The 13,245-nt window shown below is 71.0% G+C and carries 14 protein-coding genes and 1 riboswitch; of the genes, 3 read left to right on the forward strand and 11 right to left on the reverse strand.

Annotated features, from left to right (window positions below):
* Positions 1-58 precede the first annotated feature (58 nt).
* The 8 genes from AB0B29_RS17410 to AB0B29_RS17445 form a co-directional block, all read right to left on the reverse strand.
* Positions 59-514, reverse strand: a complete 456-nt coding sequence (locus AB0B29_RS17410; protein ID WP_362240136.1) for a PH domain-containing protein — start codon at positions 512-514, stop codon at positions 59-61.
* Positions 515-528: 14 nt separating this feature from the next.
* Positions 529-1,377, reverse strand: coding sequence for an ATP phosphoribosyltransferase (gene hisG, locus AB0B29_RS17415; protein ID WP_031108172.1), 849 nt, complete (start codon positions 1,375-1,377; stop codon positions 529-531).
* 47 nt (positions 1,378-1,424) lie between these two features.
* Positions 1,425-1,697, reverse strand: a complete 273-nt coding sequence (locus tag AB0B29_RS17420) for a phosphoribosyl-ATP diphosphatase (RefSeq protein WP_019983911.1) — start codon at positions 1,695-1,697, stop codon at positions 1,425-1,427.
* A gap of 34 nt (positions 1,698-1,731) precedes the next feature.
* The gene (ribH, locus tag AB0B29_RS17425; protein WP_030843258.1) at positions 1,732-2,217 is read right to left on the reverse strand and encodes a 6,7-dimethyl-8-ribityllumazine synthase; all 486 of its coding nucleotides are present in this window, start codon (positions 2,215-2,217) and stop codon (positions 1,732-1,734) included.
* A gap of 77 nt (positions 2,218-2,294) precedes the next feature.
* On the reverse strand, positions 2,295-3,584 hold the full coding sequence (locus AB0B29_RS17430) for a bifunctional 3,4-dihydroxy-2-butanone-4-phosphate synthase/GTP cyclohydrolase II (protein ID WP_362240140.1): 1,290 nt from the start codon (positions 3,582-3,584) through the stop codon (positions 2,295-2,297).
* Positions 3,581-4,222: a nicotinamide mononucleotide transporter family protein gene (locus AB0B29_RS17435; protein WP_362240143.1), complete on the reverse strand. Its 642-nt coding sequence runs from the start codon at positions 4,220-4,222 to the stop codon at positions 3,581-3,583. Before AB0B29_RS17435 ends, AB0B29_RS17430 begins: the two co-directional genes overlap by 4 nt.
* Entirely contained in the window at positions 4,219-4,827 is a 609-nt protein-coding gene (locus AB0B29_RS17440; protein ID WP_362240145.1) for a riboflavin synthase, read from the reverse strand. The genes AB0B29_RS17435 and AB0B29_RS17440 overlap by 4 nt, the downstream gene beginning before the upstream one ends.
* 144 nt (positions 4,828-4,971) lie before the next feature.
* Positions 4,972-5,102, reverse strand: a riboswitch (FMN riboswitch).
* Positions 5,103-5,297: 195 nt separating this feature from the next.
* Positions 5,298-6,647 (reverse strand): ROK family transcriptional regulator, encoded by a 1,350-nt coding sequence (locus AB0B29_RS17445; protein ID WP_362240147.1) that lies wholly within the window; start codon positions 6,645-6,647, stop codon positions 5,298-5,300.
* Between the two features lie 135 nt (positions 6,648-6,782).
* Here AB0B29_RS17445 and AB0B29_RS17450 point away from each other — a divergent pair, with 135 nt between their 5' ends.
* Both AB0B29_RS17450 and AB0B29_RS17455 read left to right on the forward strand, forming a co-directional pair.
* Positions 6,783-7,988 carry an MFS transporter gene (locus AB0B29_RS17450; RefSeq protein ID WP_362240150.1) on the forward strand — a complete coding sequence of 402 codons (1,206 nt, stop codon included), beginning with the start codon at positions 6,783-6,785 and terminating at the stop codon, positions 7,986-7,988.
* 225 nt (positions 7,989-8,213) lie between these two features.
* A complete protein-coding gene (locus tag AB0B29_RS17455; RefSeq protein ID WP_362240153.1) occupies positions 8,214-9,605 on the forward strand; it encodes a uracil-xanthine permease family protein in 1,392 nt (463 codons plus the stop codon).
* Here the strand turns inward: AB0B29_RS17455 and AB0B29_RS17460 are convergent.
* Entirely contained in the window at positions 9,572-9,736 is a 165-nt protein-coding gene (locus AB0B29_RS17460; protein ID WP_362241051.1) for a hypothetical protein, read from the reverse strand. The genes AB0B29_RS17455 and AB0B29_RS17460 overlap by 34 nt on opposite strands.
* Here AB0B29_RS17460 and AB0B29_RS17465 point away from each other — a divergent pair.
* Complete coding sequence (locus tag AB0B29_RS17465; RefSeq protein ID WP_362240156.1) at positions 9,735-10,445, forward strand: DUF5995 family protein; 711 nt, start codon at positions 9,735-9,737, stop codon at positions 10,443-10,445. The two genes, AB0B29_RS17460 and AB0B29_RS17465, sit on opposite strands and share 2 nt — an antisense overlap.
* Positions 10,446-10,448: 3 nt before the next feature.
* On the opposite strand, the gene AB0B29_RS17470 is transcribed toward AB0B29_RS17465, so the two are convergent.
* On the reverse strand, positions 10,449-12,146 hold the full coding sequence (locus AB0B29_RS17470) for a flavin monoamine oxidase family protein (protein ID WP_362240159.1): 1,698 nt from the start codon (positions 12,144-12,146) through the stop codon (positions 10,449-10,451).
* Positions 12,147-12,194: 48 nt separating this feature from the next.
* Positions 12,195-12,983 carry a carbon-nitrogen hydrolase family protein gene (locus AB0B29_RS17475; RefSeq protein ID WP_362240162.1) on the reverse strand — a complete coding sequence of 263 codons (789 nt, stop codon included), beginning with the start codon at positions 12,981-12,983 and terminating at the stop codon, positions 12,195-12,197.
* Between the last annotated feature and the right edge of the window lie 262 nt (positions 12,984-13,245).

A 13,245-nucleotide genomic window follows, 5' to 3' on the forward strand; every position in this document is an offset into this window, starting at 1 on the left:
AGATTAATCAAGACATGGCCCGATGCGGCAGGGTGACCGCCCTGAGGATCTGTCCGGGTCAGCCCTGACGCCGCTCGGGGCCCGCCGCCGAACGGGCCTCGACGAGCGCCCGCAGGGCCCGGGCGTCGGCGATCGCGCGCTGCTTGGCGAGGCCCGGCTGGATGCCCAGAGCAGGCAGGCTGGTGCCGTCGCTGAGGTTGAGGAAGACCCAGGGGTCGCCCGGCCGGAGGGTCACCTGGAGGATCTCCGCCCACTCCAGACGGCGCTTGTTCGTGAGATTGACGACAGTGACGCCGTCCTCGTCCACGACGACCTTGGGTCGCGCCAGCAGGAGCAGCACGGCGTCCAGCAGGAGCGCCGTGAAGACGAAGCTCACGCGCTCGCCGGGGCTGAGCTGCTTCAGCAGCATCGCGACCGCCGTGATCACCGCGAAGATGGCGACGGCCGCGGTGAGCAGCACCACACGGGTGCTGCCCGGCCGGAACGTGACGGGCAGGGCGGGCAGATCGGACATCTCGCGTACGCCCCTCAGAGACGGCAGGCGTGGATGGCCGTGGTCAGGATGGCGCGGGCGCCGATGTCGTACAGGTCGTCCATGATCCGCTGGGCTTCCTTGGCCGGGACCATCGCGCGGACGGCGACCCAGCCCTCGTTGTGCAGCGGGGAGACGGTCGGGGACTCCAGGCCGGGCGTGAGGGCGACGGCCTTCTCCAGCTGCTCGACGCGGCAGTCGTAGTCCATCATCACGTAGGTCCGGGCGACGAGGACGCCCTGGAGGCGGCGCAGGAACTGCTGCACCTTGGGGTCGTCGGCGTCCGCCCCGGTGCGGCGGATCACGACGGCCTCCGACTGCATGATCGGCTCGCCGGCGACCTCCAGGCCGGCGTTGCGCAGCGAGGTGCCGGTCTCGACGACGTCGGCGATGACCTGGGCGACGCCGAGCTGGATGGCGGTCTCGACGGCTCCGTCGAGGTGGACGACGGAGGCGTCGATGCCGTGCTCGGCGAGGTGGGCGGCGACGATGCCCTCGTAGGAGGTGGCGATCGTCTTGCCCGTCAGGTCCGCCAGGCCGCTGATCGTGCCGGGCTTGGTGGCGTAGCGGAAGGTGGAGCGGGCGAAGCCGAGGGCGAGGATCTCCTCGGCTTCGGCGCCGGAGTCGATGAGCAGGTCGCGGCCGGTGAGGCCGATGTCGAGCTGCCCGGAGGCGACGTAGATCGCGATGTCGCGGGGGCGGAGGTAGAAGAACTCGACCTCGTTCACCGGGTCGACGATCCGCAGTTCCTTGGACTCGCGGCGCTGCTGGTAGCCGGCCTCATGCAGCATCTCCGCCGCAGGGCCGGACAGGGAACCCTTGTTGGGGACGGCGATGCGCAGCATGAGGTCGGCTTCCTTTGCGTGGTGTCTGACGGGAACGGGGGTGCGGCTCAGAGGTGGGCGTAGACGTCGTCGAGGGAGATGCCGCGGGCGACCATCATCACCTGGACGTGGTAGAGCAGCTGCGAGATCTCCTCGGCGGCGGCTTCCTTGCCCTCGTACTCGGCGGCCATCCAGACCTCGGCGGCCTCTTCGACGACCTTCTTGCCGATGGCGTGGACGCCCTTGCCGACCAGTTCTGCGGTGCGGGAAGTGGCGGGGTCGCCCTGGGCGGCCTTGTGCTGGAGCTCGGTGAAGAGCTCCTCGAACGTCTTCTTGGACATGGTGACGCTCAGCCTATGCCACGTGTGCCTTTCGTCAGTGCCAGGGTTCGGATACCGAGCGGAGGGTGGCCGCGGTCGCCACCGCGGCGGTCACCGCCTCGTGCCCCTTGTCCTCGTTGGAGCCCTCGATCCCGGCGCGGTCCAGGGCCTGTTCCTCGGTGTCGCAGGTCAGCACGCCGAAGCCGACGGGGACGCCGGTGTCGACGGAAACCTGGGTGAGGCCCTGGGTCACACCCTGGCACACGTACTCGAAGTGGGGGGTTCCGCCGCGGATGACGACACCGAGGGCGACGATCGCGTCGTAGCCGCGACCCGCGAGGACCTTGGCGACGACCGGGAGTTCCCAGCTGCCGGGGACCCTGAGCAGGGTCGGCTCGTCGATGCCCAGGTCGTGCAGGGCGCGCAGGGCGCCGTCGACCAGGCCGTTCATCACCTTCTCGTGCCACTGTGCCGCGATGACGGCGACCCGGAGGTCACCCACATTGCGTACGGACAGTTCCGGTGCACCCTTGCCGCTCACGTCTCTCCTCAGAGCTTTCTCGCTGTGCCGTCTTGCTGTCTTGCTGTGCTGCTGACTTGTTGTGCTGCTGTCCTGCCTTACTGGTTGCCGCAGGCCGGCACGGTGGTCGTGTCCAGCCAGGGCAGGTCGTGGCCCATCCGGTCCCGCTTGGTGCGCAGGTAGCGGAGGTTGTGCTCGCCGGCGTTCACGGGCATCGGCACACGGGCCCGGACCGCGATGCCGTGCCGGACGAGGGCGTCGGTCTTGTCGGGGTTGTTGGTCAGCAGCCGGACGCCGCGCACGCCGAGGTCGGCGAGGATCTGCGCGCCGGCCGCGTAGTCGCGGGCGTCGGCGGGCAGGCCGAGTTCGAGGTTGGCGTCGAGGGTGTCACGGCCCCGCTCCTGGAGTTCGTAGGCGCGCAGCTTGGACATCAGGCCGATGCCGCGGCCCTCGTGTCCGCGCAGGTAGACCACGACGCCCCGGCCCTCCTCCTGGATGCGGGCGAGGGAGGCGTCGAGCTGGGGGCCGCAGTCGCAGCGGGCCGAGCCGAAGACGTCGCCGGTGAGGCATTCGGAGTGGACGCGCACGAGGACGTCCTGGCCGTCGCCGATCTCGCCGTGCACCAGGGCGACGTGCTCGACGCCGTCGACGGTGGAGCGGTAGCCGTGGGCCGTGAAGGTGCCGTGGGCGGTGGGCAGCCTGGTGGTGGCCTCGCGGCGGACGGTGGGTTCGCTGCCGCGGCGGTAGGCGATCAGGTCCTCGATGGAGATGATCGTCAGGCCGTGCTTGCGGGCGAAGGGGATCAGCTCGGGCAGGCGCAGCATGGTGCCGTCCTCGCCGGCGATCTCGACGATCGCGCCGGCCGGGCGCAGACCCGCGAGGCGGGCGAGGTCGACGGCGGCCTCGGTGTGGCCGTTGCGGGTGAGGACGCCGCCGGGCCGGGCGCGCAGCGGGAAGACGTGGCCGGGGCGGACGAAGTCGTCGGCCCCGGAGACACCGTCGGCGAGCAGCCGGAGGGTGGTGGCGCGGTCGGAGGCGGAGATGCCGGTGCTCACGCCGTGCGCGGCGGAGGCGTCGACGGAGACCGTGAACGCGGTCTTCATCGACTCGGTGTTGTCCTCGACCATCTGCGGGAGCTTCAGCCGGTCCAGCTCGTCGCCCTCCATGGGGGCGCAGATCAGGCCGCGGCACTCGCTCATCATGAAGGCGACGATCTCGGGGGTGGCCTTCTCGGCGGCGATGACGAGGTCGCCCTCGTTCTCCCGGTCCTCGTCGTCGACGACCACGACGGGGCGGCCGGCCGCGATGTCGGCGATGGCCTGCTCCACGGGGTCGAGCGCGAAGCTCTCGACGTCGTCGGTGCTGTACAGGGTGGTTGTGGCGCTCATGCCGGCGCTCCTTCCAGGGTGGGCCGCGCGGTCTGACGCGAGCGCAGCCACCAGTCGCGCATGCCCCACAGGACGAGCGCGCCGTAGATGACGTAGACGAAGCCGGAGAAGGCGTAGCCGTTGGCGAAGTTCAGGGGGACGCCGACGACGTCGACGAGGAGCCAGGCGAACCAGAACTCGACCATGCCGCGGGCCTGGGCGTACATCGCGACGACGGTGCCGACGAAGATGTAGGCGTCGGGCCAGGGGTCCCAGGACAGGGTCGGGTACGCCGTGAACAGCAGCGCCACCGCGACCGTGCCGGCGGCCGCCGCCGCGACCATGACCGCCCGTTCGCGCCAGGTGGCGAACCGTACGGCGATGTGGCCGTCTTCTCCCCGGCCCTTGCCGCGCTGCCACTGCCACCAGCCGTACAGGGCGACGATCATGACGACCGCCTGCTTGCCCGCGCTGCCGGTGAGGTGGCCGTAGAAGGCGCCGAACAGGATGAGGCCGGCCAGGAACTGCACGGGCCAGGTCCAGATGGAGCGCCGCCAGCCGAGGGCGAGGGCGGCCAGGCCGAAGAGGTTGCCGACCATGTCGGACCAGAGGATGTGCTGGCCGAAGACGACGAACGCCTCGGAGTTCAGCGTGTTCACCGGCCGGCCCCCTGCGCACGGTCGCCCAGCATCCGCTCGACGTACTTGGCGATGACGTCCACCTCGAGGTTGACCGGGTCGCCGGGCTGCTTGTGGCCGAGCGTGGTCAGGTCGAGGGTGGTGGGGATGAGGCTGACCGTGAAGTGGTCCGGGCCGGCGTCGACGACGGTGAGGCTGATGCCGTCGACGGTGATGGAACCCTTCTCGACCACGTAGCGGGTGAGGTCCGCGGGGAGGGAGATCTTCACGATCTCCCAGTGCTCGGAGGGCTTGCGCTCCAGGATCTCGCCGGTGCCGTCCACGTGGCCCTGCACGATGTGTCCGCCGAGGCGTCCGCCGACGGCCATGGGGCGTTCGAGGTTGACGCGGGATCCGGCCTTCAGGGCACCGAGGCTGGAGCGGTTCAGGGTCTCGGCCATGACGTCGGCCGTGAACTCGTCGCCCTCGTGGTCGACGACCGTGAGGCACACTCCGTTCACGGCGATCGAGTCGCCGTGCTTGGCGCCTTGGGTGACGACCGGTCCGCGCAGGCGGAAGCGACAGGCGTCGTCGAGGGTCTCGACGGCGGTGACCTCGCCCAGCTCTTCGACGATTCCGGTGAACACTTCCCGGGTCCTCCTGCCTCTTCGGGCACGGACTCCGGGGCTGTCGATGACGACAGAAGGTACGAGCAGGGACACCGGGGACGACGCCGGACGGAGTCCGTCACGAGGACGGACTTCTCGGCGGCGCGCACGGATGCCCGCTCGCCGCGCACTGCCTCCCATCCGGACTTTAACCGTCGGTCCAGGAATTTCACCTGGTCAACCGGCCGCTGGAGGCGACCGGGTCGCGGACTGTAACCGCCGGTTCGGACTTTCACCGACCCCGGAGTGCGCTGCTACTGGTACACGGCCAGTGTGCCACGCCTGATCGACATGCAAAGGGGCGAAGTATGTGGGCTGCCTCACAGAACGTGTCGCAGCCCTTTCCGAGCGCGACCGGCACCCCGACTTCCGCGTCGACGCGACCCGATGTCGCCCTGCATTGGTACACACCTATTGACGCTGTGGTCTAGTCCTTTCTAGGGTCATCGTCAGGGTCGGCTCCCCCTCCCTGACCGGCCCGGCGGCGGTGACGACGGCCCTTGCCCGCCGTCGGGCCTTCTTAGGGGCGACCGCTCCACCGGCCTGAACAGTTCGTCCTGGGCGCGGTCCCGGGCCGTCAGCAACGCGCCGCGCAGCACCGCTTCGCCGCCCAGGGTGGTGGCCCGCACCTCCGTGGGCAGCGGCGTCATCCCGGCTATGCGCTCCTGCACCCGCCCGGCGAGTTCGGCGCCGCCCGCCTGGCCGACCTCCCCGCCGAGGACCACACAACCGGGGTCCAGGATGGCGACGACCGAGGCGACCCCGACGGCGAGCCGGTCGGCGAGGGCCTCCAGGAAACGGCCGGCGGATGCGGGGTCTTCAGGCCAGGGCGCTTCGCCGGCCGTGCCCCCCGAAGGCCCGGGCTCCTCGGGGAGAGCGGCCCCCTCCCGCCGCACCCGGGCCGCCGCCCCCCGCACCACGCCGACGGCCGCCCGCACCACTCCCGCCTCGGACACCGCCGCGGGGGCCCCGAACTCCGCCGCGAGGTGGACGACCGCCGCCGACGAGGCCAGCGAGTGGAAGCCGCCCTCGCAGTCCTTCGACGTCGGCAGCGCGGCCGTGCCCGGGACCGGGAGGAAGCCGATCTCGCCGGTGCCGCCGGAGGCGCCGCGACGGAGGGCGCCGTCGAGGACCACGGCCGCTCCCGGTGCGTGGCCGAGCCACAGCAGGACGAAGGTGTCCCGGTCCCGGGCCGCCCCGTCGCGCTGCTCGGCCAGCGCCGCGAGGTTGGTCTCGTTCTCGACGCGGACGCGGGCCTCGGGCAGGCGCTCCTGAAGGGTGGCGACGAGACGGCGGTGCCATTCCGGCAGTCCGGTGGATTCACGGAGTTCGCCGCTGGAGGGGTCGATCAGGCCGGGCGTACCGATCCCCACGGTGTGCAAGCGGTCGGCACCGGCCTCCTTCGCCACCTGCTCGACCAGTGTGACCGCCTGCTCCACGGCGGGGCCCGTGCCGGTGTCGTCCCCGATGGGCACCGACGCCCTGGCCAGCACCCGCCCCACCAGGTCCGCGACGGCCACGGCGACGCTCTCGGTGCGCACGTCGAGGGCGGCCAGGTGCGCCCGGTCGGCGACGATGCCATAGACCTTCGCGTTGGGGCCGCGCCGCTGCTCCCCCGCCTCGCCGACCACCGCGATCAGCCCGGCGGCGGTGAGGCGTTCGACGAGGTCGGCGACGGTCGGCCGGGACAGACCGGTCAGCTGCTTCAACTGCCCTGCCGTCAACGGGCCTTCCTGCTGGAGCAGGCGCAGGGCGAGCCGGTCGTTGATGGCCCGGGCGGTGCTCGGGGATGCGGGCATGCGCGGATCCTCCCAGATCGACGGGGCCGTCGACGGTGGCCAGCGGGAAACCCACTTATTATCAGGCAGGGTTCCTGATAGTTTACGCCCGCACCGGTCACGGGACACGGCAGAGACCTGGAGGGGGACCGCAGAATGGGCAACGTGGTCGACGAACAGCGCGAGGTGAAGCGGTCCCGGTACGCCGTGGCCGCCGTCTTCGCCGTGCACGGTGCCGTGACCGGCTCGTTCGCGACCCGCGTGCCGTGGATCCAGGACCACGCGGGCGTGAGCGCCGGGCAGTTGGGGATCGCACTCGCCTTCCCCGCGCTCGGCGCCTCGGTCGCGATGCCGCTCGCCGGCAGCATCAGCCACCGCTTCGGTGCCCGCAACGCGCTGCGCGGTCTGATCGCTCTGTGGACGATGGCGCTGGTCCTGCCGTCCCTCGCGCCGAACCTGCTGACGCTGTGTCTGGCCCTGTTCGTGTACGGCGCGACGGCGGGCATGGCCGACGTGGCGATGAACGCGCTGGGCGTCGAGGTCGAGAACCGTCTCGGCCGATCCATCATGTCCGGGCTGCACGGTATGTGGAGCGCGGGCGCCCTGGTGGGCTCGGCGGCCGGCACGCTCGCCGCGCACCTGGGTTCGGACGCCCGGCTGCACCACCTCCTGGCCGCCGCGGTCCTCACGGCCGTCGGTGTACTGAGCTGCCGGTGGGTGCTCGACCTGCAGCCCGCGGAGGACGAGGAGCCGCCGCCGAGGTTCGCCCTGCCGCCCCGCTCCGCCCTGCTGATCGGCGCGATCGGCTTCTGCGCGGTGTTCGCGGAGGGCGCGAGCCTGGACTGGTCGGCGGTGTACCTGCGGGAGCAGCTGGAGACCTCGGCCGGTCTGGCCGCCGCGTGCACGACGGGCTTCACGCTCACCATGGCGGTGGCCCGTATCGCGGGCGACAGGATCGTGGACCGCTTCGGGGCCGTGCGGACCGTACGGGCGAGCGGGGTGTTCGCCGTGCTGGGCGGGCTGCTGATCGTGGTCGCGGACCATCCGGCGGTGGCGATGAGCGGGTTCGCCCTGATGGGGCTGGGCATCGCCGTCGTCGTCCCGCTGTGCTTCGCGGCGGCGGGCCGCAGCGGCTCCAACCCGAGCCTGGCCATCGCGGGCGTCGCGACCATCACGTACACCTCCGGGCTGGTCGCGCCGAGCGCGATCGGCATGCTGGCCCAGGCGACGAGCCTGATGGTGTCGTTCTGCCTGGTGACGGCGCTGTCGTGCGGGCTGGTGGCGTTCGCGGGTGTGCTGCGGCCGGGCGAGCGGACGAAGGTCGGCCGGACGGACGCGGCGGTTCCCGACCTACGGCCCTGAACGGGCACGCCACGACGGCGGTTCCCGACCTACGGCCTGAACTGGCACGCCACGACCGCGGTTCCCGGCCCACGGCCCTGGACTGGCACGCCACGACCGCGGCCCGGCCCACGGCCCTGAGCGGGCACGCGACGAGCGTCCAGATCAGCCCCCGTCACCACCTCCCGCGGCGCACCCCGACAATGGTCCGGACACTCGCACGCACGACGAAAGCGAAACCGCACCATGGATCTCGGCGTCCGCTGGAAACTGCACGGCGACGGAAAGATCCCGGCGCCCGGCGCCGTGGTCCGCCCCGACGAGCGGCTCTCCTGGCCCCGCACGGCCGGACTGGGCGCCCAGCACGTCGTGGCGATGTTCGGTGCGTCCTTCGTGGCACCGGTCCTGATGGGCCTGGACCCGAACCTGGCCATCATGATGTCGGGCGTCGCGACCGTCGTGTTCCTGCTGGCCACCCGCGGCAGCGTGCCCAGCTACCTGGGCTGCTCCCTCTCCTTCGTCGGCGTGGCGGCGGTGATCCGGGCGCAGGGAGGAAGCAGCGCGACCGTCACGGGAGCGGTGTTCGTCGTCGGGGGCGCGCTGTTCCTGGTGGGGCTCGCCGTGCGGCGGTTCGGGGCCCGTATCATCCACGCCGCGATGCCGCCCATCGTGACCGGCGCGGTGGTGATGCTGATCGGCTTCAACCTGGCGCCGGTGACGGCCTCGACGTACTGGCCGCAGGACCAGTGGACGGCCCTGCTGGTGATGCTGTTCACCGGTCTGGCGGTGGTCTGTCTGCGCGGCTTCTGGTCCCGGATCGCGATCTTCCTGGGGCTGGTCTTCGGGTACGGCATCTCCTGGGTGTTCGACCTGCTCTTCGGCAAGATCCACTCGGTGGACGCGAGCGGCAGGCTCACCGACCACTGGCGGCTGGACCTCTCCGGCGTGGACAAGGCCGACTGGATCGGACTGCCCACCCTGCACGCCCCGTCGTTCGAGTGGTCGGCGATCCTGGTCGCCCTGCCGGTCGTCATCGCGCTGGTCGCGGAGAACGCCGGGCACGTGAAGGCGGTCGGCGAGATGACCGGCGACGACCTGGACGACAAGCTGGGCACGGCCATCTCCGCCGACGGCGTCGGCTCGATGCTGTCCACCGCGGTCGGCGGCCCGCCCAACACCACGTACTCCGAGAACATCGGCGTGATGGCCGCGACCCGCGTCTACTCGACGGCCGCGTACTGGGCCGCCGCCGGATTCGCCCTGCTGTTCGGTATCTGCCCGAAGTTCGGCGCGGTCGTGGCGGCGATCCCGGGCGGGGTGCTCGGCGGCATCACCGTCATCCTGTACGGCATGATCGGCCTGTTGGGCGCGCAGATCTGGATCAACGCCAAGGTGGATCTGCGCAATCCGCTGAACCTGGTCCCGGCCGCGGCGGGCATCATCATCGGTGTCGGCAACGTCTCCCTGAAGTTCTCCGACACGTTCTCGCTGAGCGGCATCGCCCTCGGCACGGTGGTCGTCATCACCGGCTACCACGCCCTGCGGGCCTTCGCCCCCGCCCACTTGAAGACGCAGGCGCCGCTGCTGGACGAGGGCACCTCCTCCTACGACGACGAGTCGGACGACGCCACGTCGTAGGCGAGGGAGGCCGTGAACGTCCCCGGCCTGCCCTTGCAGTCGGTCGACTCCCCCGGCAGCTTCACCCACAGGGGGGAAGCGCCGGGCCCGCCGGTACTCCCGCCCGCCTGGAGCTGCGACTCTGCCCGCATGTCGCGATGCGAACAACTCACCCCAGCCGTGGACACTCCGGTCGACGCCGTCATCTCCCGTATGCGCGCCCTCGACGCGGCCCTGCACCCGCGGGACGGGGTCGCGGTCTTCAACCGTGTCTACCTCGCCGTGACGGAGGCGGTGGACCGGTGCGTCGACGCCGGCCGGTTCCCGGACGCCCAGGCCGCGATCACGCTGGACGTACGGTTCGCGCAGCGGTACCTCGCGGCCGTCGAGTCGGCGGCGGACGAGCGGCGGCCGCCCGCCTGCTGGCGGCCGCTGTTCCAGTTCCGCCGCCACCCCGGGGTACGGCCGTTGCAGTTCGCCCTGGCGGGCATCAACGCGCACATCGGGCACGATCTGGCCCTGGCCGTCGTGGACACCTGCCGTGACCTCGGCTGCGCACCCGTCGATCTGGAGGACGAGTTCGACCTGGTGGGCGATCTCCTCGTCTCGCTGGAGGAGCGCATCCGCGACGATCTGATGCCGGGGCCCGATCTGTTGCGGATCGCCGACCCGCTGACCCACCTGCTCGGCTCCTGGAGCCTGGACCGCGCCCGGGACGCCGCCTGGACGGCGGCCCGGGCCCTGTGGGTCCTTCGTGAACTCCCCGATGTCGCCGACGAGTTCACCGAGCACCTGGACACCGCGGTGGGCTTCGCGGGGCGCATGCTGCTCACGCCCCTGACCGAGCCCGGGGTCCGCTAGCCCCTAGTCCTCAGGCAGTTCGACGGGCGCGATCTCGTCGTAGACGTCACCCGGGCCCGGGTTGGTCGGGTCGGTCGTGCCGCCCAGGTGGTGCATGACGCCCCAGACCGCGTTGAGGGCGGTCTGGATCGCGCCCTCGGCCCAGCCGGCCGTCCAGGAGATGTCGTCGCCGGCGAGGAAGATGCCGCGCTTGTCCTCGGGCAGCCGGTCCTGCATGAAGTGCGTGAACAGGCGCCGCTGATAGCGGTAGTGACCGGGCAGGTTGGCCTTGAACGCGCCCATGAAATAGGGCTCGTTCTCCCAGGAGACCGTCACCGGGTTGCCGATGATGTGCTTACGGATGTCGACCTTGGGATAGATCTCTCCGAGCGACTTCAGCATGACCTCCATCCGCTCGTTCGCGGACAGCGGCAGCCACTTCAGGCTGTCGTCGCACCAGGTGTACGACAGGCAGATGACGGCGGGCTTGTCCGGGCCGTCGTCGAGCAGGTAAGTGCCGCGCGTCATACGGTCGGTGAGCGTCATCGACATGACGTCCCGGCCGGTCTCCTCGTCCTTGTCCAGCCAGAACGGGCGGTCCACCGGCACGAACAGCTTGGAGCTCTCCATGTAGTGGGTGCGCTCGATCGCCGTCCAGTGGTCGATCGGGAAGAGCGAGTCGTCGCAGGCGATCTTCGACAGCAGCATCCAGGACTGGGCCGTGAAGATCGCCGCCTGGAAGGTGCGGATGTCGCCGTTCGCGTCGGTCACCGTGATGCGGTTGCCGGCGGTGCGGTGCAGCCGGGTCACGGCCGGGCGGGGCTCGCCGGCCTCGTGCAGGGTCGCGAGCGAGGTCCCCAGCGGCCAGTGGACGATCTTCTGCGGCTCGCGCTCCCACAGGCGCAGCGGCAACTGCTGTGAGCCGCCGACGATGCCGCGGTGGTGGTCGTCGGCCTCGGTGTAGACGACGCGCAGGATCTCCAGGATGGAGTTGGGGAAGTCGGTGTCCCAGCCGCCCGTGCCGAAGCCGACCTGGCCGAAGATCTCGCGGTGCCGGAACGACTTGAACGCCTCGGAGTCGCAGAGGAAGCCGTAGAAGGTCTGGTTGTCGAGCTTCTCGACGAGCCTGGACCAGATCTCGCGGATGCGCGGCACGTCCCGCTCGCGCAGGGCGCGGTTCATGTCGGAGAAGTCGGCGCCCTCCTCCAGGCACCGGCCCCAGGCCTCGGCGACGTCCCGGTAGACCTGCGGCAGATCGCCGATCGTCTCGGCGTAGTGCGACTCGCCCTTGAGGTCGACGACGGTGGACGGGGTCGCCTCGGACAGCGGGTTGGGGAAGGGCCGCGTCTGGAGGCCGACCAGGTCGATGTAGTGCTGCAGGGCCGTGGAGGACGGCGGGAAGCGCATCGCGCCCATCTCGGCGGTGAGGGACTCGTCGCAGCCGTCGAAGCCCACCGTGCGCAGCCGGCCGCCGATCTGGTCGGCCTCGTACACGACCGGCTTGAGACCCATCTTCATCAGCTCGTACGCGGCGACGATGCCGGACAGGCCGCCGCCGATGACCGCGACCTCCGTGCCGTGCTCGGTAGCGGGTATCTGCCCGAGGCCCGCCGGGTGGGCGAGGAAGTCGTCGTAGGCGTACGGGAAGTCCGGGCCGAACATGGTGATCGGCGGCTGCTGCGCGTCAGCGTGCTCGACGGCGTTGGGCACGGTGGACGTCATGGGGTACGGACTCCTTGCACAGATACGAAGGGTGGTTCAGGGGGGATTTCAGACGAGCGAGCCGTACAGACCGGGCCGCCGGTCCCGCAGATACGGGTTGTTCTCGCGCGACGCGGCGAGGAAGGCCGGGTCGACGTCGGCGAGCACGAGTTCCTCATCCCGTCCGGCCCGGCTCCGGGCGACACCGTCGGGGCCGGCGAGCGTGGACAGGCCCACGAACTCGAACTCGCCCTCCCGGCCCACGCGGTTGACGTACGCGACGTACATCTGGTTCTCGAAGGCGCGCACCGGGATCATCGACTCGGCGACCAACTGGAACGGGTGCATCTGGGCGGTCGGGACGACCAGCAGGTCGGTGCCGGCCAGGGCGTGGGCGCGGACGTTCTCCGGGAACTCCACGTCGTAGCAGATGAGGATGCCGACACGGAGACCGTCGATCTCGGCCTGGACGACCGGCAGGTCGCCAGGGGTGAAGTGGTCTCGCTCGAAACAGCCGAAGAGGTGCGTCTTGCGGTGGTTGGCGAGCCGGGTACCGTCGGCGGAGATCAGCTGGGCGGAGTTGAACACCGTGTCGCCGGCCCGCTCGGGGTAGCCGTAGGCGATCGCCAGGCCGTGGCCGGTCGCGATGTCGGCGATGGCGTCCGCGCAGTCGCCGTCGGCGGGCTCGGCGAGCCGGCCGATCTCGTCGCCGATGGCGTACCCCGTGAGGAACAGCTCGGACGTGACCAGCAGCCCGGCGCCCGCGGCGGCGGCCCGGCCCGCGGCCTCGTCGAGGACCTTGAGGTTCTCGACGGTGGAGCCGGGTCGGCCGGAGCTCTGGAGCAGGGCGGTGCGCATGCGTGATCCTCACCGGGCGGGGGGGTGGTCGGGGGAACTTTGGGGGCCACATAGACGGTACGGGCGGCTGACCAGGGCGGACAAGCAGGAGCCGTTGCGCGCCGGTGAACGGTTCGTTGCGTGACTGGAGGGCCCTGCGGCGATTCGTTGCGCCCCTCGGGTCTCACTCCCGCTCCTCCTCGGAGAGCAGCTCCGCGCGACCTCCTCCGCCGTACGGCGGAGGCGGGGTCCCGCCCCGAGCGCGATGTCCGGCCCCCGCCGG

It is taken from the genome of Streptomyces tibetensis (assembly GCF_040647715.1).
GTDB classification, from domain to species: Bacteria; Actinomycetota; Actinomycetes; order Streptomycetales; family Streptomycetaceae; genus Streptomyces; species Streptomyces tibetensis_A.